Here is a 19,570-nt window from a genome sequence, read left to right as displayed (position 1 = left end):
ATATTTTGTTATTATTATTTCCTACTTGAAAGAAATTCTTGTAAGATAATAGTAGCACTTATCTCATCTATCAGGGCTTTGTTCTGGCGTTGTTTCTTTTTCAGTCCGCTATCAATCATTGTTTGGAAAGCGAGTTTAGAGGTAAAGCGCTCGTCTTGTCGATGGATAGGGATTGAGGGAAATTCTTTTTGCAATTGTGTTATAAACTGCTGAATGTGAGTTTCTACGCTAGAGTCCTCGTTGTTGAGCCGTTTAGGTTGCCCAATCACGAAGCCTTCTACAGCTTCCTCGGTAGTGTATTGTTTTAGGAAAGCGAGTAGGGTAGGGGTTTCTACTGTGCAAAGCCCCGAAGCGATGATTTGCAGGGGGTCGGTTACAGCAATACCAGTGCGTTTAGTTCCGTAGTCTATAGCTAAAATGCGCATAATTAATCTTTTAAAAATTCTTGAAAATTTTTCCAAGTATCAGCTGAAAGTACTGGTTTATACTCTCTTTTTTCCTTTTGGATATTCTGTAACAGATATTCTTTTCTGTCTTCAGGGAAAGGGTGAGTGCTTACCCATTTGAAAACTGAAGGCAGGTCTTTATCTTTATCATCGTGAATTACCCCTATAAACTCAGCAAAAGGTTTAGGATCTATTTGAGCATTTTGTATGTAAGTAAGCCCTACAAGGTCGGCTTCTTTTTCTAAATTTCTACTAAAAGCAGTAGATGAGACCATTCTGCCTATTTCGGAAACCATTGAAAAATCACCTCCCGAAATGATGGTAAATAGAGTACCTAATCCTATTTCTCTCACTAGAGATTGCATTACATGATCTTTTTGGATATGAGCTAGTTCGTGCCCTATTACCCCAGCAAGCGCTTCGGGGGTAGAAGTTTTTTTGGCAAGCCCAGTGTGAATCATCAGTTGGTGGTTAGGCAAAGCAAAGGCGTTCACCTCTTCACTTTCTAATAAATAGACTTTCAGTTCTTTGCGGTTGATGTTATTAGCTTCACATATTTTGGTTACTATAGTATCTATAGTAGCTACAGCAAGATCATCATTTACCACTGAGTATCTACTGGTAAAATCGTCATACATCAGTTCGCCTAGTTCTACTTCTATTTTATTTACATATTCATTGCGCAATAGTGGATTGATATTGAAAAATCCTATCCAATTCACTTGTTGTAACAAAAACCAACTGCCCAAGAATACACTTAGCAAAATACAACCTCTTATAATTACTTTTTCCATTATTTTTTTACGATTAAATCTACAATATCTCCATAAAACCACCAAAAGAGGTGTTTGCCTTTGCGCACTTCCACAGCAGAATAGAAAGTGCCTATAATCTCTATCACATTGAAAGAGAAAGCTATGATAATCCAAGCAATATAGGCATTAGAAATTATATTGCTGCCTAACAATATAGATATTGTCCACCAAAAAGAGGTAGTGTTTACAAAGAATAAGAAGAGCTGTGACACCAAAGATTGGTAGCAGTGCCAACGCACAAAATAAGAGCCTTTGCGATGGGCTATTAAGAAGAAAAGAGTAGCTAGCAAGTTGATGATAGGTAGAGGCATTCCTGCCATAATAGCTACTATTGACATTATATAGCTATTAGCAGCGCGTTCTTTGTCACCTTCGCTAATACGTTCGTTTAAGGGTTTAATTACTATCATAAGCCTTTATAAATGTTCCAAATCCAATTCAGTAGGATAAAAATGAAGAAAGGGATATACACTTGTGGACGTTTGAAAACGCGTTCGAATGTGATGAAAGAGCGATATAGGGTAGACTTCTTTAGAAACAAGTCGCAAAGCAACCACAAGGGTATACTCACTAATGCTATAGCAGCTAATACTCCAAGCGGATTGGTGAGTAAAGCCTCAAACCAGTGCCCTTCAAAAAAAGAGACTACCGACCGCGTTGTACCACACGACGGACAAGGGTAACCCGTAACATTCTTTATTACACAAACAGTAACCCCTATGTCGTGCCTGTGAGAAAGAAAGTGGCTAAGTAGCCAACCCCAACTAGCAAGACATAGGAGTGTGATGAATGTATAGAACTTTTTAGTTGTCAATTAGTAACTAAGTGCTGAAGCTAATAATTCGGCATTTTTATCTCTTGTAGCATCCATAATTAGGAACCAATCTACAATGCTCCAAATTCCGAATCCACCACAAGTAATCAATTTACCAACACCCATTCCCACATCGCCGATGTAGAAACGGTCGATACCTAATCCACCTCCTAAGAGAGAGATGATTAGAGAAGTAGTAGGGTCTTTAAACTGTATCGTTTGTAGCATCACCCATTTAGATTCGTCCAAAGAAAGAAGCTTTTCACGAATTTGAGGAACGATTTCAGGTCTAAAAAATTTACCGTTGGTCACGATAAACATATCCACTTTTTGTGCATCCATAGTATGTGAAATTATTAGATTAAAATTACGGTGCAATATTACACTATTTTTTTGATATTGCCTAATATTTTAATAAAAAAATATAATCTATTTTTTGATTTTTATCAATTGAATAGCAGTGAAGGTTTCTAAGGCTATGAAATAGAAAGTAGGTAATATGATGAAAAGCAGTTCATACAGAGGTTGAGAGGTTATGCGTTTCTCTAAAGGCAAACAGAAAATGATAATAGCAATAAGGCGTAGTAAAAAACCTGCCACAAAGGCAAAGGCAGTGTATAAGGGGCGTTTTAGGTGAACAGCAAGAATAATCACAAATGTTAATGCTGAAATCCCACAATGGAAGAGGAGCAATTTATCCAATGGGTAAAACAAATTAACCCCTTGTGTTCCTACATAATAGTTGTAACAACCGTATAAAATGCCAGTTCCTATTGCCCATCCAACCAAATACCAAAAACTACAAATGGCTATGCGCATAGCCATTTGTAGTTTTACTTGTGAGAAATTCATCCACTTATTTATTGATTTTTTCGAGGGGTTGTTGAGGTTTGTTGTCATTTACAAAAGATTTAGCCCCTTTCATAGTACAAGTTACGTTGAATACAGCTCCTGGTTCGATAGAGAGTTTATCAACGTGTACTTCGCCTTCCACCACAGCGGTTGATTTTAAGCTAAGAACACCACTCACTTTTAGAGTGCCTGTTACTTTACCTTCTATATCGGCGTTTTCGCAAATCACAGTGCCTTTAATCACACCAGTTCTGCCTATTACTAATTTACCAGAAGTTTCGAAAGTACCTTCTACTTCTCCATCAATTCTAAAATCGGATTTAGAGTGGATTTCTCCTTTGAATTTTGTTTCCGCTACTATGCGGTTGCTGCTTCCTAATGTGTTGTCTGCTGCCATAATGTTTCTATTATCTCTTTCTTTGTTGTTAAATATAGCCATTGTATTTCGTTTTACAAATACAGAGACAAAAGTATAATAAATTTTTTAAAACTACAAATTTTTAATGTCGTTTTATTTAATTATATTTTGTAAAGTGCTATTCCATAGAGTATTATGTGATAGAAAACTTTGGCAAAGTCTATACTGAAAGCTGATAACTAATACCTAAAACCTATTTAACTCCGTGCATCAGTTTCTTTACAAATGGATTGATAAAGATGATAATCACCCCTGCTACAGCAGGTAGAATGGTGAAAATGAGAAAGAAAGTAGATAGGCTATATTGTTCGGTGATATTTTTTATTTGTCCTCCTGCCACAGCTGCCGATTTATGACCAATAGCTACAGCAAGGTACCATACCCCAAACATAAAAGCAATCATTCTACTTGGTACCAATTTCGATACATACGAAAGCCCCACAGGCGATAAGCACAGCTCACCCATAGTGTGGAACATATAGGCAAATATAAGCCATAACATACTTACTTTTACATCACTAGTAATTCCGTGTGAGCCTAAAGCGAGCAAACCAAAACCTATAGAGAGCATCAATAAACCAATGCCGTATTTCACTGCAGCAGGCGGGTTGTATTTGCTTGACCACCAACGAGAGAACAAACTTGCTAAAGAGATGATAAAGAAGGCATTCAATATAGAAAACCACGATACAGTTGCTTCTACCCAATTGTCGCGCTCTTCTTTTACTTGGGCTACTATCAACCCATTGTCCATATTGAGTTCAGCCCCGCGTTGTTTAGCCCATTGTTCTTTTTCGGCATCTACATAACCAAAGGAAGTGTTTTTGTTGTTTTTGCTCAATAGCTTGATTTCTTGTCCTACTTTCAAATGTATATCAGTAAGACCTATGATAGTGGTTTGTTCCACAATTTTCAAATCGGGTTGAGCTTCGCGATTTTCTTCAGTGATAGGGAGGTAAGTTTTCTTACCTTCTTTGTCTACATGCTCGTAAGCCTTGTAAGCAACACTATAAGCCGTTGTTTTGAAATCGCGGTTAAGCATCCACAAAGCAATACCCCATACCAAACTAAAGCACACTAATAGTACTATTACTGCAGGGAATATTTTTTTGTAAGTTTTTTTGATTAAGAGGAACAACACACCACTGATGAGCAATAGCGGAATCAAAGTGAGCAATGCATTGAAAATGTTGTAGAGCATAGCCGAATCACCTTGTAGTTCACGCTGTATGTGGTCACGAGCGAAAATCACTAATGATGAGGCTCCTTGTTCAAACGAGAGCCAAAATATCATTACAAAGAAAGCAAAAATCACTACAGTGAGCATACGGTCACGCACTATAGTAGTGTAGCGCATAACTCTACTACCTATTACGTATAGAAAGGTTGTTAAGCCTATAATCACCATTACATATTGCCCTTTAAGCTGCCCCATAGAAGCCCACGCAAAAAGGTCGATATTCCATACTTTTGAAAGCGGGTCATTAAGTGCATAACCTATGCCTATAATTGCTGAAATAGCAATTAATAATTTATCAACAATAGTGAAAGGATTAGGTTTTTCTTCATCTGTTTTTTCTCTGCTATCTGTCGCTTCTTGATTAGCATCTTCAGTTTTCTTTTTTCTTTTTCCTATATCTCCAAACAAAGGTTGTGAAAGCCAGAACTGTATGGTTCCCAAGAGCATAAACACCCCTGCTAAGCCAAAGCCCCAGCTCCAACCTATGCGCTCAGCCAAGTAACCGCAGAGCATCATCCCAAAGAAAGAACCAGAGTTTACTCCCATATAGAAAATGGTATAAGCAGCATCTTTCTTTTCGGGTAAATACTTGTACATTTCGGATACGAACGACACCATATTAGGTTTGAAAAATCCGGTACCTATCACCAAAAGTCCAAGCCCAAAATAGAGAGAGAATTCAGTTTCAAAAGCCATCGATACGTGCCCTAAGGTAATAATTATAGCCCCTATGATCACCGCCCAGCGGTAACCGGTAATTTTATCGGCAATCACCCCTCCGAGTATGGGGGTGAGATAGACGAGCATAGCGTAAGTACCAAAGAGAGCGGTGGCATTTTCGGTACTCCACGCCCAACCAGGGTTGTATCCTATGAGTGTCATTGTAAGAAAATTGATGAGTAGTACCCGCATTCCGTAGAATGAAAAGCGCTCCCACATTTCTGTAAAGAAGAGCACGAACAGCCCCGCTGGGTGTCCTAATACTTGAGTGTCGAAAATTGTCTTTTTTGTCATAAAATTTGTTGCCTATTAACTGAAGATATCCCACTTGATGCCTAACCTGATAATAAAATCTCTATACGGCTGGCGTGGTGCTGAATAGTAGTTGTAAGGATTTCCCATTTTTAGCCAATTGCTCACGGGCACCTGCCATTGTTCTAAAGAGAAGAAGATGCGCATTGTGCGTACTTTGGCATTGAAGAAAAAGTCGAACATCGGGAAACCACCTGTTTTTTCGGCTGTTTGTACCGCAAATTCTCCTAATAACGGATTGTACTGGTTAGCATAGTATTTCGTAAAATAATTGAATCCAATACCCGTTTGTAAGTACATCGCCTTGTTGAACAAATGTGAAGCAAAGTAAAAACTGTTGCGAGTTACAAAAGTAGGCACATTCAATATGTTACTATCTTGCACCACTTGCTGGTAGAGCATTGTATTATCCAATCCCCATTTGCCAAATTTGAACTCTTTTTGTACTTTTAGCTGCAAATATTGTATGTTGCCACTATACTGCTCAGGGCGTACTTGCCCTAAGGTTTCTACTTGAAAATAAGTGTAATCGTTGAGATTGGTGAGACTTAGTGAAGCATTTCCCCATTGAGTTTTCAAATCGCCATAGAGCGTTTGAGTATTCTGTTTTTTAAACGATGAATAGTTATCCCAATTGAACTGTTTGTAGTCGCTTTGGTAGAGCAAATAGTTGAAATTAGGCATAGCCGAATGCAATTCAGCTCCTGCAGTAATACTGTTATTGTCGTTAAAAGCATAAGCGAGTTTACCGCTGAGTTTGGTGCCTGTCATTTTGCCTATAAACGTTTGTTCTCCTTCAGCTTCTATGCTAAAACCGCCTACTTTTTTGTGCCATTGTATCCCTAAACTCAGGTCGGTATCTTTGATTTGGTGGCGTTGCAACACCCCTGCTACATAGTAAGCATTTTGGAAATAATAGTTGTAGAAATAAGCATTTCCAAAGAGGAAAGTTCTACCCAAATACGGCAATTCTAATTCAGCTCCTGCACGGTTAGTCATTCGTTGCAAGCGTGCTTTATCGTGCAGGTTTTGAGGCACATAAGCATCACCAAAATAGGAACTATTTTGGGTTTCGTTGTAAGTGTAATATTCAGTTTCGTAGCTAAATAAATGGCGGAAGCGTATTTGCTTATAGGAAGCTAAGGAATCTCGATTGCGCAAAAAAGCATAGTCGTGTTGCAAAAAATAGCGTTTGCTCTCGCGAGTATTCTCGGCATAGAGCAATTGCACATCTATAGTTGCACGATTTTTAAACTGCTGTTCGCCGCCTTCAAATTGCTCGGGCGTTACAATACCTCCATTCTCCTGACTGGTGATATCGTGAGAGGCAAAGTGCGCAAAAGCAGTGTATTTTTTATTAGGTGATACGTACGAAAATCCTGCCCTAAAATTCCCATTGCTCACTAATATACGTTGATATTTACCAAGGGAGCGCAGACCTTTGTAAGCGATGAAGAAATTGAAATTTGGCTGTAAGTTTATGGAAAATAGGGTGTTTAGAAACTGACCTTGCTCCATACCGCTTTTGTAAGTAAACTCGGTAAGGGGGGTAGGCAAATGGTAGTAAGTAATCTCCTCGGGAGTGAGGTAGAGTTGTTTTTTAGCTTCAGCCCCCATTGAAGGCACATAGTCCTGACGGCGGAAATCGTAAGCCATTGTGTTATAGGGCTGTCCCATATTAGAGAAAGGCATTTTGCCAAACATATCCTTGCCCCACTCATTGTTCAGGTAATACTTTTGCATAGAAAGGGTAGTATCCACCGAAGTTGTATCGCGGGTATAGGTAATAATTTTGTAGTCGAGAGCGGTGAAAGTAATACTGTCTTTCTTCTTTTTAGGGCGCAGAGATTTGAAGGTTACGCCCCCCTCTTTGCTATTAGGAGTTCCCTCCTCTTCTTGAGCAAAAGAGAGTAAAGGAAATAGTGCCCCAATGAAGAAATATATTAAGTGTTTCAAGGTCATTCTTTTCTATTTTGGGGCAAAGATACAAAAAACAATTAATAATTGATAATTAACGATTAACAATTGATGATTTTTCACTTTTCATTTTTCACTTTCCACTAATCCCATCGCCTCCTCAAATAAGGGTTTGTAAAAATCGGGTAGAGGTTCGTGGTATTTGTTTTCGTACACGTGCTGTAATACCTCATAAGGCTGTAAGTCGTTGAGGGTAAGTTCACTTTGTAGAACTGTTTGTTTAGCTTTGTTTTGTTGTTGGTAGCGCACATCAATACGCGCTAAACGCACGTGCTTGTTAGCAATAGTTTTTAGAATGCTGTTCTTCAGTTCAGGAGTGGGCTCTTTGAGCAGTACTTTCACTTCTAAATAAGGCGCTGTACTCTCACTTGTTACTTCGGGTAAAGCAGCGAGAAGATGTAACACCTCCTCAGGAGGAAGTGCCCGTTCAGGGATACTGAGCAAAGGGGTGTGGATAGGTAGGGGAATAGGTTTGATGCCCTGTACTTGTCCGTTTTCTATGGAGAAAGTTACTACTTGGTGGGTATAGTGTTTTTCGGAAAACGAAAGGGGTATAGGACTTCCTGCATAACGTATATGGGCATCGCCTAAGGCTTGCGCTTTGTGAATATGTCCTAAAGCGATGTATTTCAATGCTTTTGGAAAACTTGAAGGGGATATACTCTCCATTCCCCCAATGATAGGACGCTCAGCAGTATCTTCTTCACTGAGTTCAGCCCCTAAGGCGTGCAAATGCCCCATAGCAATCAGTGGTTTACCGTTAGCAATAGCCAAAGCTCTTTCGGTAATTTCTTGGTAGAAAGAGGCAATTCCCTTGCTGTAATCCGAAAAATCATCAGTTTTAGGTGTGTCGCCTAAACGCAGAAAAGGCACAGCGAGACAATAGGCAGCAATCTCGCCTTTGCTGTAAAGAGGAAGGATAAGGGCATCGTAGTCAATTTCGCGAATTTCGTTTCGCCTAATATGACCTATTAAGTGTACTTTAGTATTTTCTAAGAGAGGTAAGGGCATTTCAAGCCGCACGGGAGAGTCGTGATTACCTGCAATAACGATGATTTGCAAGTGCGGGAAACGTTCAGTAGCTTGGTGTAGAAAGTGATAGAATTGTTTAGTAGCAGCTACCGAGGGGTTAGCAGTATCGAACACATCGCCACTGATAAGGAGTACCTCAATAGCTTCAGTTTCCAGAATTTGCAAGAGAGTATCCAAGAAGTGTTGATGCTCTTCATAGCGGTCGTATTGGTAGAATGTTTGTCCTAAATGCCAATCGGCAGTATGTAGAAAATTCATTGTTTTCTCTTAGAATCTATATTTTTTTGGCAAAGATACTACATAATTAGCTAATTAGCAAATTGGCTAATTTGCCAATTCAAAAAAAAGTATTACATTTGTCGCCTGAAAACAGTGACTGATGAGCTATCAGTAATTGTTAGTTGAACATTACCAGCAATATGGAAAAAAATTATAAAATGGTAGCCAAAACCTTCTTCGGCTTTGAAGATATATTGGCTGACGAACTTCGCAATTTAGGCGCTATGCACGTAACTAAAGGTGTGCGCAGCGTACAATTTGAAGGCGATAAGGGCTTTATGTACAAGGCAAATCTCTGCTTGCGCACCGCCCTAAAAATCCTTAAACCTATTCACTCTTTCTACATCCGTAACGAAAAAGAGTATTACCAAAAACTCTACGACTTCAATTGGCAGGAAATCTTGGATCTCAACCAAACTTTTGCTGTAACAGCAACCCTGCAAACCGAGATATTCAACCATACGCAATATGTAGCTCTCAAAGCTAAAGATGCTATCGCCGATGCTTTTCGCAACGCTACAGGGCGTCGCCCCAGTGTGGATGTGCTCCACCCCGATGTGGCTATTCACATTCATATTCAGCGCAATGAGGTGATTGTATCGCTTGATAGTTCAGGGGCTTCTCTCCACCAACGCGGTTACCGTACTGCTACCAATATGGCGCCTATCAACGAGGTGTTAGCGGCGGGCATACTGCTAATGAGTGGTTGGCAAGGGCAGTGTGATTTTCTCGACCCTATGTGTGGCAGTGGCACTTTTCTTATAGAGGCTGCAATGATTGCTTGTAATATTCCAGCCAATGTACACCGCAAAGAGTTTGCTTTTGAGCGTTGGAAAGATTTCGATGAGAACCTCTTCAATCTTATTTTTGGTAGTTGTATCAAAAAAATACGTGAGTTTCACTATCAGATTGTAGGCTATGACAAGGCGCCTTCAGCAGTAGCCAAAGCAAAAGATAACCTTGCAAATGCCGACCTTGGTGACTATATACAAGTATTCCAAAAAGACTTTTTTACAACTGAAAAAGAAGATAAACAGAAACCTTTGCACATAGTTTTCAACCCGCCTTATAACGAGCGTTTGCAAGCTGATACTGAAGAGTTGTACTCCTCTATAGGCAACACTCTCAAACGCAATTACCCCAATACTGAGGCGTGGTTTATCACCGCCAATTTAGAGGGAATGAAATATGTAGGCTTGCGACCCACCCGCAAAATTAAACTTTTCAACGGTAAATTAGAAAGCCGATTGTTACAGTACAAAATGTATGAAGGAAGCAAGAAAACAATGAACAAAGAATAATTGATAAATAACAAAAAAGCTGTCTTTTGAGACAGCTTTTTGTTATATCACTATTTTCTAATTCCTAACTCCTAAAGAATATAATCTGTATTGATGAAGTTAGAAGCACCAGTGCGCAATAGGTTCTCTACTATCATGTCGTTATAGTCGTTGTTTTGGAACGATACAAAGGTGCGAATAGAGAATGAGCGCAAGGCATCGTGTACGCTTAATGTGCCCACAGCCGAATCTTTTCTACCAGTGAATGGAAATACATCTGGACCTCGCTGACATAAACTGTTCAAATTCACACGACAAAGCATATTCACCAGCATATCAATTAGTGGAGAAAGCTCGTGAGGGTCTTCTCCAAACAAACTGATTTGTTGTCCGTATTTAGAATCCGAAATCTCATCAATAATCTCATTGATGTTAGAGAAAGGTTTTACAGGTACAAGAGGACCAAATTGCTCCTCATTGTACACTCTCATCTCTTTAGAAACAGGGTAGAGTACCGCTGGGAAGATAAAGTTATCTGTGCGTTCACCGCCTTTTTTGTTTTGAATGGTAGCCCCTTTAGCAAGAGCATCATCTATAAGTTCTTGTATGAAAGCAGGTTTGTCCACCTCGGGTAGGGGAGTGAGGGTTACTTTTTCCTCCCACGGATTACCAAATTTAAGTGCATCTACTTTTTCAGCAAAACGCTTCAAGAACTCATCTTTTATTTTGGCGTGTACATAGAGAATTTTCAGTGCTGTGCAACGCTGTCCGTTAAACGATAAGGCTCCTTTCACACATTCGTCTACTGCTAAATCTAAGTTAGCATCGGGAAGGATAACTCCTGGGTTTTTAGCTTCCAAACCAAAAACAAGGCGCAAACGATTTTTCTTAGGGTGTTGGTCTTGTAGTGCAATAGCCGTTTTGCTGTTGCCTATGAGCGCCAAAACATCCACTTTGCCACTTTGCATAATAGGCGGTGCAACGGTGCGACCGCGCCCATAAAGGATATTGATTACCCCACGAGGGAAAGAATTTTGGAAGGCTTCTAATAAAGGCGTAAAGAGTAGTACCCCGTGTTTAGCAGGCTTGAAAATAACGGTATTACCCATAATAAGTGCGGGAATGATAAGCGCAAAAGTCTCATTTAGAGGGTAGTTATAAGGACCTAAACAGAGCACAACTCCTAAAGGACCACGACGAATAAGAGCGTACACCCCATCGCGTCGTACAAATTTAGACGATTCGTTGTCAAGTTCCTTATAAGCGTTGATAGTGTCATAGATATATTCTACCGTACGGTCGAACTCTTTGCGAGAATCATCTAAGTTTTTACCAATTTCCCACATCATCAGTTTTACCACCTCATCGCGTTGTTTTTCCATTTGTTTTACAAATTTTAGCATAGCACTGATGCGGTCTTTCACTTTCATTGTAGGCCATAAACCTTTACCCTTGTTATAAGCTTCAGTAGCCGAATGTAGGGCTTCTAAAGCATCGTTTTCACCCAGTGAAGGCACACTGCCTAAGAGGGTGCGTTCATACTTTTCAGTAGAAGAAATAGTGGAGTAGATATTTGTAAATTCACCTTTCCACTCACGGAGTTCGCCATCAATGAGATAAGTCTCTTGGCGAAACGGTTTTACTTGAAATTGTTCAGGTATGATCATAATTTTCTATTTTTCTGTTATCTATTATTTGTCATCTGTTACTTGTTCTAAACTCTTCCTTTAAGGGCGTTGAACACCCACGCAATAGCAAAGAACCCAATGCCTACAGCTCCAAAGCCAAAGCCTGCAACTTCATTGTATTTAAAGGCTCCTAAGGCAATAAGCCCTAAACCTACTATAATCATTATAAGGGTTGCCCACCCCAAAACTGTATTCTTATTCATAGTATAATATTCTATATAATGTTGGTTACAAAAGGCAAAGGTACAGATTAATTAGTAAATCAACAAAAAAATATTCAAACAACACAGGGTGTTTGTATTTAAAACAATAACCTATATATCTTGGAAATAAAGGCTATAATAGTAGAATATATAAGATATTTTTTATCAAAAAGTCGCTTTTATGGCTTGCCCCTCTCCTTGGGAGAGGGGAACGGGGTGAGGATTTTAAACGTGAACGCCGTGAGAAGTAAATCCCTAAATTTGCTAATTGACAAATTATTCTTACCTTTGCGGCAAAATAATAGTTTTCCTTATCAGTAAAGGATTTAATAATGAAACGCTTAGTAATATTAGGTGGTGGTGAGAGTGGTGTAGGTACCGCAATTTTGGGTAAACAAAAAGGTTGGGAGGTATTCCTTTCCGATAGAAATTCCCTCAAACCTCACTACCGTGAAACCCTCAACAAAGAGGGTATAGAATGGGAAGAAGGCTTCCATACCGAAGAGAAAATCCTCTCCGCCGATGTGATAATGAAAAGTCCAGGTATCCCTGATAAAGCTCCTATCGTGAAAATGGCTCGCGAGAAAGGTATTCGCATTATCTCGGAAATAGAATTTGCCAATGAGTATACCCATAGTCTTATTGTAGGCATCACGGGCAGTAATGGCAAGACCACCACTACTTTGCTCACCCATCAAATATTTAAAGATGCAGGCTTGCAAGTAGGTTTGGGCGGTAATATAGGTTATAGTTTCGCCGAATTAGTAGCTACTGAAAATCCGCCCTACTATGTGCTTGAAATCAGTAGTTTTCAATTGGACGGCATCGAGCATTTTGCCCCCCATATTGCGGTATTGCTCAATATAACCCCCGATCATTTGGATAGATACGACTATAAGTTTGAAAACTATATAGCCTCTAAATTCCGCATCGCAATGAATCAAACTGAGAACGATTATCTCGTTTACGATGCCGATGATCCCGTAATTGAAGAGTGGTTGCAAAATCACACCCTAAAAGCTAAACTCATACCATTTTCCATAGAAAAAGAACTCCCTTACGGAGCTTTCTTAAAAGATAACAAAATACACATTATGTTAGAAAATCAAACTGCTGAAACTACTGAAATTGATGTAGAAGAAATCAGCTTGCGTGGTAAGCACAATATCAAAAATACAATGGCTGCAAGTGTAGCAGCCCGCTTGGTAAATATTCGCAACAACTCTTTGCGCGACAGCCTTAAAGGCTTCAAAGGAGTAGACCACCGCCTTGAAGAGGTAAAAGTAGTAGAGGGCGTTACTTATGTGAACGACTCTAAAGCAACCAATGTAAACTCAGTGTATTTTGCACTCGATACGATCAAAACTCCTATCGTGTGGATTGTAGGTGGTCAAGATAAAGGCAACGACTATAATGCCTTGCTCCCCTACGTACACGAAAAAGTAAAAGCTATCGTGTGCTTGGGCGTTGATAACGAACCTATCTTGCGCTCTTTTAGCAATAGCGGAAAAGAAATGATAGAAACTCAATCTATGGATGAAGCTGTAAGAATTGCCAAAAAGTTTGCTACCGAAGGTGATACTGTATTGCTCTCACCTGCTTGTGCAAGTTTCGATTTATTCAAAAGTTACGAAGATCGTGGCGACCAATTTAAAGCAGCGGTAGCTCGCTTGTAATCTCTATTTTAGTGATGCAAGAATGGTTATCTAAACACATCAAAGGAGACAAAGGGTTATGGGCACTCATACTTATATTTAGCCTTGCCACTCTTGTAGCCGTCTATAGCACTAGTACCAATTTGGTATATGTGGTAGGAAAAGGAACTCCTACTGGCTATCTATTTAAGCAGCTGGTTTTCGTAGTAGTAGGTTTTTTTGTTCTTTATGGAATGCATAAAATTTCTTACACTCGATTCCGTTTGGCAGCTAAACTGCTAATTCCTGTCGCTGTACTATTTCTTTTGATGGCTCTTTTTACGGGGACGACCATTGAGGGAGCCAATGCTAGCCGCTGGTTGAACTTTGGCTTCTTTTCTTTCCAGCCTTCTGCCTTTGCTTTAGTAGTGCTAATGGCTTATGTAGCTTCTTATTTAACCAAAACTTACGGCAAAAAACTCACCTTCAAAGAAACTATCTTACCCTTGTGGCTTCCAGTAGGAACAATTACAGCTTTGGTAATGATATCCAACCTCTCTACTGCCGTACTGATACTCACCTCAGTACTTATCCTCATTTTTTTAGGACGATTCCCTTTTAAACATATTCTCTCAGCTATGCTCATTGCAATAGCTTTTTTAGGACTATTCTTTTTGGTGGTAAAAGCCTTCCCCGATGCTTTTCCTAATAGGGTAGATACGTGGATGAGTCGTATTGAATCCTTTACAGCAAGTGAAGATGAAAAAGAAGGTTACCAAATTGAGCGTTCTAAAATGGCAATAGCCAAAGGTATAGGCTTAGGTCAAGGTCCTGGCAAAAGCACAATGAAAAACTTCCTTCCTCAAAGCTCTTCCGACTTTATCTTTGCTATCATCACCGAAGAATGGGGAACTGTAGGAGCCATATTCATAATGTTACTCTACATACTATTGCTCGTTCGCATTGTAGCAATTTCGCTCAAAGCACCCACCCTATATGGTCAATTATTAGCGTTAGGTTTAGGTATCCCCATACTTCTGCAAGCAGTTATCAATATGGGAGTAGCAGTAGAACTCTTCCCTGTTACGGGGCAGAACCTCCCACTTATCAGTAGTGGGGGAACCTCATTTTTAGTAACTTGTATAGCTTTAGGAGGAATTCTTTCCGTAAGTGTACAAAAGCGCAAAGACGGCAAAATGGAAAAAGACAAAACTGAAGCCGATATAGAAGAAGAACTCGCTGAAAGTGCTCTACGCCAAATGAAGAAAAACACTAATGTTGAATAAACATTCTCACTTTTTAACTTTTCACTTAACTAAAAAATGCCTAAAAAAGGAGTATTACTCGTAAATTTAGGATCTCCCGACTCCTTCTCTATTAAGGACATCAAGCGATACCTAAAACAATTTTTGATGGACAAGTACGTCATTGATTTACCTTACCTATTGCGTTACGCTTTGGTACACGGCATCATCCTCAATACACGTCCGCCCAAAACAAGCAAAGCTTATCAAAAAATATGGTGGGACGAAGGCTCTCCTCTCATTGTAATCACCAAGCGACTCACTGAAAAAATACAACAGCAAGTCTCTATCCCCGTTGTAATGGCTATGCGCTATGGTAATCCTAGTATAGCCAATGGGTTACAACAGTTGCACGACCAAGGAGTAGATGAGGTGCTTTTGATGCCTCTCTATCCCCAATATGCAATGGCAACTACTCAAACTATTGAGGTACTTGCTCACCAATTGGTAAAAAAGCAGTTTCCAAAAATGAAACTTATAGAGTTTCCTGCTTTCTTTCATCGCCCCGAGTATATTGAGGCATTAGCCGAAGTAACTCGCAAGTACTTAGACAGTAATCCTTGTGATCACTTATTGTTCTCTTATCACGGAGTACCCGAACGCCATTTGTACAAAACTACCCCTACGCCTGCCCACAAAAAAATATCAGAAGGCACTACTTGTTGTGACCCTTATAGTGAGGAAGGAAAATATTGTTACCGAAGTCATTGCTTTGAAACTACACGTTTGTTAGTAGAAAAATTAGGTTTGCAAAAAGGAACTTATTCACAATCATTCCAATCGCGTTTAGGTATTGATAAGTGGATTACTCCCTTTACATCCGATAAAATAGCCCAACTCGCTCAACAAGGCGTGAAAAAATTAGCGGTGATTACCCCAGCTTTCGTCGCCGATTGTGTAGAAACGCTCGAAGAAATAGAAATGGTGGGTGGACAAACCTTCCGCGAAAATGGTGGTGAAGAGTTCAAAATGATTCCTTGTCTCAACGACTCCGATTTGTGGGTACAAGCCCTCGTTACTTGGATTAGAAATAACTAATAACAAAGCAAAATCTAACAGATAATTATGAATGATTTTCTTGACATACAAAATGCTAAAAAGAAAAAACGCACTAAAAACATTATGGCACTAATAGTGGGTGCGGTGTCTTTTGTTGTGGTATTTTTAGCGGCATTTTTTACGACGCGCCATCTCACAAGTTCCTTCTTTTCAAAAGGTAAACACGATTTAGTTGCCGATGAAATGAAGAATCAAGTAGCCGAAATAAACCAGCAGTTACCACAAATAATAGAAGAGGGGGTGCGCTTAGATAGTGTTGCCCTAAAAGGAGAAAGAACTATGGGGTATTATGCAACCCTTTTTGATTTTGATTCCGAAGAAATAGAGTTCAACACACCAGCAGCTAAGGAAGCTATTTTGCAAAATTTGAGAAGCAATCGCGAAAAGATGCGCTTTTTCATTGATAATGATATTACACTGTTGTATTATTACTACGATGAAAACAAAAAACTTGTATCCGAAATAAGAATACCCCCATCACTATACAAATAACAAACACCTAACATCTAACAAAAATGAGTATTATTATTGCCATTGACGGCTATTCGTCAACCGGAAAAAGTACTACTGCCAAAGCTGTAGCCAAAGCATTAGGCTACGTTTATATTGATACTGGTGCGATGTACCGCGCCGTTACTTATTTAGCTTTAGAAAAAGGCTATGCTTCCACCTCAGGCATCGAAGTAAAATCCCTGATGAAAGCTCTAAGAAAATCCGAAATAAAGTTCGTCTACAACCCCGAATTAGGATTTTCTGAAATCTATTTGAACGGTAAGAATATCGAAAATGAAATACGCGGTATAGAGATAGCCAATTGGGTGAGTGAAGTCGCTAAACAACCTGAAGTGCGCACCTATTTAGTAGATCTCCAACGCAAAATGGGGAAAGACAAAGGTATTGTAATAGACGGGCGTGATATTGGTACAACTGTATTCCCTGAGGCTGAACTTAAAATATTTATGACTGCCAGCGAACAAGTACGTGCCGAACGCCGTTATAAAGAGTTACAAGCCAAAGGTGATAAAGCATCGTTTGACGAAGTCCTTGCCAACATCCAGCACCGTGACCATATCGATACCACTCGCAAAGAATCTCCCCTCAAAAAAGCCGATGATGCTATTGTTATCGATAATACCAATCTTACCATAGAGGAACAAGTACAAAAAATCTTAGCAATGGTTAAAAGTTAATATTGCGTCACACACTTTCGTAATTCGTAATTTGTCATTCGTAATTAATTTACTACCTTTGCCCCCAAAAATAAAGAAAAACCATGTGTGAAAATCAACATACTTGCGGCTGTAACAATGCCCAAACACGCCATAACTGGACAAAAGAAGAAATTGTTGCTATTTACAACAAACCCCTAATGGAGTTGCTCTACGAAGCTGCTACCGTACACCGTAAATACCACGACCCTAACTCAGTACAAGTTTCTACCCTCCTTTCTATCAAAACAGGAGGCTGCTCCGAAGACTGTGCTTATTGTCCGCAATCGGCGCGTTACGAAACTGAAGTAAAAATAGAAAACGCCGATATGATGAGCGTTACCCACGTAAAAGCACAAGCGCTCCGCGCTAAATCAGCAGGAGCTTCGCGAGTGTGTATGGGGGCTGCGTGGCGTAACGTGAAAGATGGTCCTGAGTTTGAACAAGTACTCGAAATGGTACGTACCATCAACAAACTCGATATGGAAGTGTGTTGTACGCTTGGTATGATTACCGAAAACCAAGCCAAACGCTTGGCAGAAGCTGGTTTGTATGCTTATAATCACAACCTCGATACTTCCGAAGAATACTACAAAGAAATTATCTCTACCCGTAGTTACGACGACCGCCTCAAAACGATTGACAATGTGCGTAAAACCAATATCACTGTGTGCAGTGGAGGAATTATTGGTATGGGTGAATCACTCGAAGACCGCGCGGGTATGCTTGTAGCGCTTTCTACGCTCAATCCACAACCCGAGTCAGTGCCTATCAATGCCTTAGTGCCCGTAGAAGGAACGCCTTTAGAAGATTGTGAGCCCGTAGATATCTTCGAGATGGTGCGTATGGTAGCTACCGCACGTATCGTGATGCCTCAATCGCAAGTGCGTCTTTCCGCAGGTCGTACCCAAATGAGTCAAGAAGGGCAAGCCTTGTGTTTCTTTGCGGGAGCTAACTCTATTTTCGCAGGCGATAAACTCCTCACCACTCCTAACCCCGATATCAATGAAGATATGCAAATGCTCGGTGTATTAGGAATGCGCATCCAAAAACCATTCGAAACACACCCACAACCCCATACTGTAGAAGCAGCCGACTCTCAATATCACTCCTTAGGTGAAAATCCTAAATGGACGCGCCCTAACCACAAAATAGAGCGCAATGAAGAAAAGAGAAAAATGGTTAAAATAGCACACTAATAAATTTGCTAATTTTCTAATTCTATGAACCCTGAAATTCTCAAAGAAATCATCACAACCCCAATGCCTTATGGCAAGTACAAGGGGACTATGATAGCCGATTTGCCTTCCTATTACCTCGAGTGGTTCAGCACCCAAGGATTTCCCAAAGGGAAGTTAGGAATGCTATTAGCAACTACTTTTGAGATTAAAACCAATGGGTTACAAGAGATAATAGATAATCTTAAGACGCTAACTGCTAATAATTAAAGCACATAGTACATACAACTCTATGATACCACCTATGTGAGGGAGCTTTTCAAAAACAAAGTAACAAATAAAAACAATTATATATGAAAAATTTTGGTTCATTCTTATTACTCTTAGGAGTATTAGCAATTGTGCTAGATTTCTTTAACTATGTACCTAAACTCCTTTTCTGGATTTATGAATGGGGAGATGGTGTAGCTTGGGGTATCAAAATAGCTTTAATTGTAGTAGGAGGAATTTTGTGGTTCCTTGGTCGTAATGCTGAAGCAGAAGGAACTACTGAAAATTAAATCTCTAAAACCTAAAACGAATGTTAGTTAAGAAAATTAACGGAAAGCAACCTACCTTCGGGGAAGGTTGCTTTTTTGCCGAAAATGCAACCCTCACAGGCGATGTGCAGTTAGGCAATCGCTGTACCGTGTGGTATAATGCGGTTATTCGCGGCGATGTGAATAGCATTCGCATAGGCGATGACACCAATATCCAAGACGGTGTAGTGATTCACGCTACCTATCAAACACACCCCACTACCATTGGCAATCGCGTTTCTATAGGGCATAATGCTATTGTGCACGGTTGTACGATAGAAGACGAGGTGCTTATAGGTATGGGAAGTATTGTAATGGACGGATGTGTGGTGGAAAGTGGTAGTATCATAGCTGCTGGAGCAGTAGTACCTCCTAATACCCATATAGAAAAGGGAAGCCTTTATGCAGGGGTACCCGCTAAGAAAATCAAAGAAGTAACCGAAGAACAACGTGCTCTTATTGAGCGTACTGCGGCTAATTATCCCAAATACGCCAGCTGGATAGAAAATGATTTTATTAATGAGTAAATTTGC

General features: G+C 39.8%; 22 protein-coding genes. 10 read left to right on the top strand and 12 right to left on the bottom strand.

All coding sequences use genetic code 11. From position 1 onward, the window contains the following. Positions 1 to 14: 14 nt before the first annotated feature. From ruvX to CGC57_RS04660, 10 genes are all read right to left on the bottom strand, one after another. On the bottom strand, positions 15 to 425 hold the full coding sequence (ruvX, locus tag CGC57_RS04705) for a Holliday junction resolvase RuvX (RefSeq protein ID WP_002680151.1): 411 nt from the start codon (positions 423 to 425) through the stop codon (positions 15 to 17). Positions 426 to 427: 2 nt separating this feature from the next. Continuing rightward, positions 428 to 1,240, bottom strand: coding sequence for a M48 family metallopeptidase (locus CGC57_RS04700; protein WP_095898174.1), 813 nt, complete (start codon positions 1,238 to 1,240; stop codon positions 428 to 430). Then, the gene (locus CGC57_RS04695) at positions 1,240 to 1,671 is read right to left on the bottom strand and encodes a hypothetical protein (RefSeq protein WP_095898173.1); all 432 of its coding nucleotides are present in this window, start codon (positions 1,669 to 1,671) and stop codon (positions 1,240 to 1,242) included. The genes CGC57_RS04700 and CGC57_RS04695 overlap by 1 nt, the downstream gene beginning before the upstream one ends. After that, positions 1,668 to 2,075, bottom strand: a complete 408-nt coding sequence (locus CGC57_RS04690) for a DUF2752 domain-containing protein (protein ID WP_095898172.1) — start codon at positions 2,073 to 2,075, stop codon at positions 1,668 to 1,670. Before CGC57_RS04690 ends, CGC57_RS04695 begins: the two co-directional genes overlap by 4 nt. Further along, positions 2,076 to 2,417 carry a TM2 domain-containing protein gene (locus CGC57_RS04685; protein WP_040361396.1) on the bottom strand — a complete coding sequence of 114 codons (342 nt, stop codon included), beginning with the start codon at positions 2,415 to 2,417 and terminating at the stop codon, positions 2,076 to 2,078. Between the two features lie 87 nt (positions 2,418 to 2,504). Continuing rightward, positions 2,505 to 2,975 (bottom strand): hypothetical protein, encoded by a 471-nt coding sequence (locus CGC57_RS04680; RefSeq protein WP_232747276.1) that lies wholly within the window; start codon positions 2,973 to 2,975, stop codon positions 2,505 to 2,507. Then, a complete protein-coding gene (locus CGC57_RS04675; protein ID WP_095898171.1) occupies positions 2,932 to 3,366 on the bottom strand; it encodes a bactofilin family protein in 435 nt (144 codons plus the stop codon). The genes CGC57_RS04680 and CGC57_RS04675 overlap by 44 nt, the downstream gene beginning before the upstream one ends. Positions 3,367 to 3,538: 172 nt before the next feature. After that, positions 3,539 to 5,599, bottom strand: coding sequence for a peptide MFS transporter (locus CGC57_RS04670; RefSeq protein WP_095898170.1), 2,061 nt, complete (start codon positions 5,597 to 5,599; stop codon positions 3,539 to 3,541). A gap of 15 nt (positions 5,600 to 5,614) precedes the next feature. Beyond that, positions 5,615 to 7,579 carry a putative porin gene (locus tag CGC57_RS04665; protein ID WP_095898169.1) on the bottom strand — a complete coding sequence of 655 codons (1,965 nt, stop codon included), beginning with the start codon at positions 7,577 to 7,579 and terminating at the stop codon, positions 5,615 to 5,617. An 81-nt stretch (positions 7,580 to 7,660) separates the two neighbouring features. After that, positions 7,661 to 8,884, bottom strand: coding sequence for an exonuclease SbcCD subunit D (locus CGC57_RS04660; protein ID WP_095898168.1), 1,224 nt, complete (start codon positions 8,882 to 8,884; stop codon positions 7,661 to 7,663). Positions 8,885 to 9,045: 161 nt separating this feature from the next. Here CGC57_RS04660 and CGC57_RS04655 point away from each other — a divergent pair, with 161 nt between their 5' ends. Further along, a complete protein-coding gene (locus tag CGC57_RS04655) occupies positions 9,046 to 10,206 on the top strand; it encodes a THUMP domain-containing class I SAM-dependent RNA methyltransferase (protein ID WP_095898167.1) in 1,161 nt (386 codons plus the stop codon). Positions 10,207 to 10,277: 71 nt separating this feature from the next. Here CGC57_RS04655 and CGC57_RS04650 read toward each other — a convergent pair whose 3' ends face one another. Together CGC57_RS04650 and CGC57_RS12910 are read right to left on the bottom strand one after the other, a co-directional pair. Next, positions 10,278 to 11,852 (bottom strand): NADP-dependent glyceraldehyde-3-phosphate dehydrogenase, encoded by a 1,575-nt coding sequence (locus CGC57_RS04650; protein ID WP_095898166.1) that lies wholly within the window; start codon positions 11,850 to 11,852, stop codon positions 10,278 to 10,280. A 47-nt stretch (positions 11,853 to 11,899) separates the two neighbouring features. Beyond that, a complete protein-coding gene (locus CGC57_RS12910) occupies positions 11,900 to 12,076 on the bottom strand; it encodes a CAL67264 family membrane protein (RefSeq protein WP_002680130.1) in 177 nt (58 codons plus the stop codon). A gap of 332 nt (positions 12,077 to 12,408) precedes the next feature. Here CGC57_RS12910 and murD point away from each other — a divergent pair, with 332 nt between their 5' ends. The 9 genes from murD to CGC57_RS04600 all read left to right on the top strand — a co-directional run bounded on the left by murD (position 12,409) and on the right by CGC57_RS04600 (position 19,564). Next, positions 12,409 to 13,752, top strand: coding sequence for a UDP-N-acetylmuramoyl-L-alanine--D-glutamate ligase (gene murD, locus CGC57_RS04640; RefSeq protein ID WP_095898165.1), 1,344 nt, complete (start codon positions 12,409 to 12,411; stop codon positions 13,750 to 13,752). Between the two features lie 14 nt (positions 13,753 to 13,766). Then, a complete protein-coding gene (locus CGC57_RS04635) occupies positions 13,767 to 14,996 on the top strand; it encodes an FtsW/RodA/SpoVE family cell cycle protein (protein WP_002680134.1) in 1,230 nt (409 codons plus the stop codon). 36 nt (positions 14,997 to 15,032) lie between these two features. After that, positions 15,033 to 16,052, top strand: a complete 1,020-nt coding sequence (hemH, locus tag CGC57_RS04630; protein ID WP_095898164.1) for a ferrochelatase — start codon at positions 15,033 to 15,035, stop codon at positions 16,050 to 16,052. Between the two features lie 27 nt (positions 16,053 to 16,079). Then, entirely contained in the window at positions 16,080 to 16,565 is a 486-nt protein-coding gene (locus CGC57_RS04625) for a DUF8479 domain-containing protein (RefSeq protein WP_095898163.1), read from the top strand. A gap of 23 nt (positions 16,566 to 16,588) precedes the next feature. Next, on the top strand, positions 16,589 to 17,263 hold the full coding sequence (gene cmk, locus CGC57_RS04620; protein ID WP_095898162.1) for a (d)CMP kinase: 675 nt from the start codon (positions 16,589 to 16,591) through the stop codon (positions 17,261 to 17,263). 83 nt (positions 17,264 to 17,346) lie between these two features. Continuing rightward, positions 17,347 to 18,480, top strand: a complete 1,134-nt coding sequence (gene bioB / locus CGC57_RS04615; RefSeq protein ID WP_095898161.1) for a biotin synthase BioB — start codon at positions 17,347 to 17,349, stop codon at positions 18,478 to 18,480. Between the two features lie 24 nt (positions 18,481 to 18,504). Further along, positions 18,505 to 18,729, top strand: a complete 225-nt coding sequence (locus CGC57_RS04610) for a DUF3820 family protein (RefSeq protein WP_002680108.1) — start codon at positions 18,505 to 18,507, stop codon at positions 18,727 to 18,729. Between the two features lie 83 nt (positions 18,730 to 18,812). Beyond that, on the top strand, positions 18,813 to 19,019 hold the full coding sequence (locus tag CGC57_RS04605; protein ID WP_002680228.1) for a hypothetical protein: 207 nt from the start codon (positions 18,813 to 18,815) through the stop codon (positions 19,017 to 19,019). 20 nt (positions 19,020 to 19,039) lie between these two features. Then, entirely contained in the window at positions 19,040 to 19,564 is a 525-nt protein-coding gene (locus CGC57_RS04600) for a gamma carbonic anhydrase family protein (RefSeq protein ID WP_095898160.1), read from the top strand. Positions 19,565 to 19,570 lie beyond the last annotated feature (6 nt).

This window comes from Capnocytophaga sputigena, assembly GCF_002302495.1.
Lineage (GTDB): Bacteria > Bacteroidota > Bacteroidia > Flavobacteriales > Flavobacteriaceae > Capnocytophaga > Capnocytophaga sputigena.
Note: the sequence above shows the minus strand (reverse complement) of the source record. Positions and strands in the feature narration are given on the sequence as shown.

What these genes read in the sequence shown, in the direction of transcription:
- ruvX (WP_002680151.1), bottom strand. Translation starts at nt 425, where the DNA reads ATGCGCATTTTAGCTATAGACTACGGAACTAAACGCACTGGTATTGCT.
- CGC57_RS04700 (WP_095898174.1), bottom strand. Translation starts at nt 1,240, where the DNA reads ATGGAAAAAGTAATTATAAGAGGTTGTATTTTGCTAAGTGTATTCTTG.
- CGC57_RS04695 (WP_095898173.1), bottom strand. Translation starts at nt 1,671, where the DNA reads ATGATAGTAATTAAACCCTTAAACGAACGTATTAGCGAAGGTGACAAA.
- CGC57_RS04685 (WP_040361396.1), bottom strand. Translation starts at nt 2,417, where the DNA reads ATGGATGCACAAAAAGTGGATATGTTTATCGTGACCAACGGTAAATTT.
- CGC57_RS04680 (WP_232747276.1), bottom strand. Translation starts at nt 2,975, where the DNA reads ATGACAACAAACCTCAACAACCCCTCGAAAAAATCAATAAATAAGTGG.
- CGC57_RS04675 (WP_095898171.1), bottom strand. Translation starts at nt 3,366, where the DNA reads ATGGCTATATTTAACAACAAAGAAAGAGATAATAGAAACATTATGGCA.
- CGC57_RS04670 (WP_095898170.1), bottom strand. Translation starts at nt 5,599, where the DNA reads ATGACAAAAAAGACAATTTTCGACACTCAAGTATTAGGACACCCAGCG.
- CGC57_RS04665 (WP_095898169.1), bottom strand. Translation starts at nt 7,579, where the DNA reads ATGACCTTGAAACACTTAATATATTTCTTCATTGGGGCACTATTTCCT.
- CGC57_RS04660 (WP_095898168.1), bottom strand. Translation starts at nt 8,884, where the DNA reads ATGAATTTTCTACATACTGCCGATTGGCATTTAGGACAAACATTCTAC.
- CGC57_RS04655 (WP_095898167.1), top strand. Translation starts at nt 9,046, where the DNA reads ATGGAAAAAAATTATAAAATGGTAGCCAAAACCTTCTTCGGCTTTGAA.
- CGC57_RS04650 (WP_095898166.1), bottom strand. Translation starts at nt 11,852, where the DNA reads ATGATCATACCTGAACAATTTCAAGTAAAACCGTTTCGCCAAGAGACT.
- CGC57_RS12910 (WP_002680130.1), bottom strand. Translation starts at nt 12,076, where the DNA reads ATGAATAAGAATACAGTTTTGGGGTGGGCAACCCTTATAATGATTATA.
- murD (WP_095898165.1), top strand. Translation starts at nt 12,409, where the DNA reads ATGAAACGCTTAGTAATATTAGGTGGTGGTGAGAGTGGTGTAGGTACC.
- CGC57_RS04635 (WP_002680134.1), top strand. Translation starts at nt 13,767, where the DNA reads ATGCAAGAATGGTTATCTAAACACATCAAAGGAGACAAAGGGTTATGG.
- hemH (WP_095898164.1), top strand. Translation starts at nt 15,033, where the DNA reads ATGCCTAAAAAAGGAGTATTACTCGTAAATTTAGGATCTCCCGACTCC.
- CGC57_RS04625 (WP_095898163.1), top strand. Translation starts at nt 16,080, where the DNA reads ATGAATGATTTTCTTGACATACAAAATGCTAAAAAGAAAAAACGCACT.
- cmk (WP_095898162.1), top strand. Translation starts at nt 16,589, where the DNA reads ATGAGTATTATTATTGCCATTGACGGCTATTCGTCAACCGGAAAAAGT.
- bioB (WP_095898161.1), top strand. Translation starts at nt 17,347, where the DNA reads ATGTGTGAAAATCAACATACTTGCGGCTGTAACAATGCCCAAACACGC.
- CGC57_RS04610 (WP_002680108.1), top strand. Translation starts at nt 18,505, where the DNA reads ATGAACCCTGAAATTCTCAAAGAAATCATCACAACCCCAATGCCTTAT.
- CGC57_RS04605 (WP_002680228.1), top strand. Translation starts at nt 18,813, where the DNA reads ATGAAAAATTTTGGTTCATTCTTATTACTCTTAGGAGTATTAGCAATT.
- CGC57_RS04600 (WP_095898160.1), top strand. Translation starts at nt 19,040, where the DNA reads ATGTTAGTTAAGAAAATTAACGGAAAGCAACCTACCTTCGGGGAAGGT.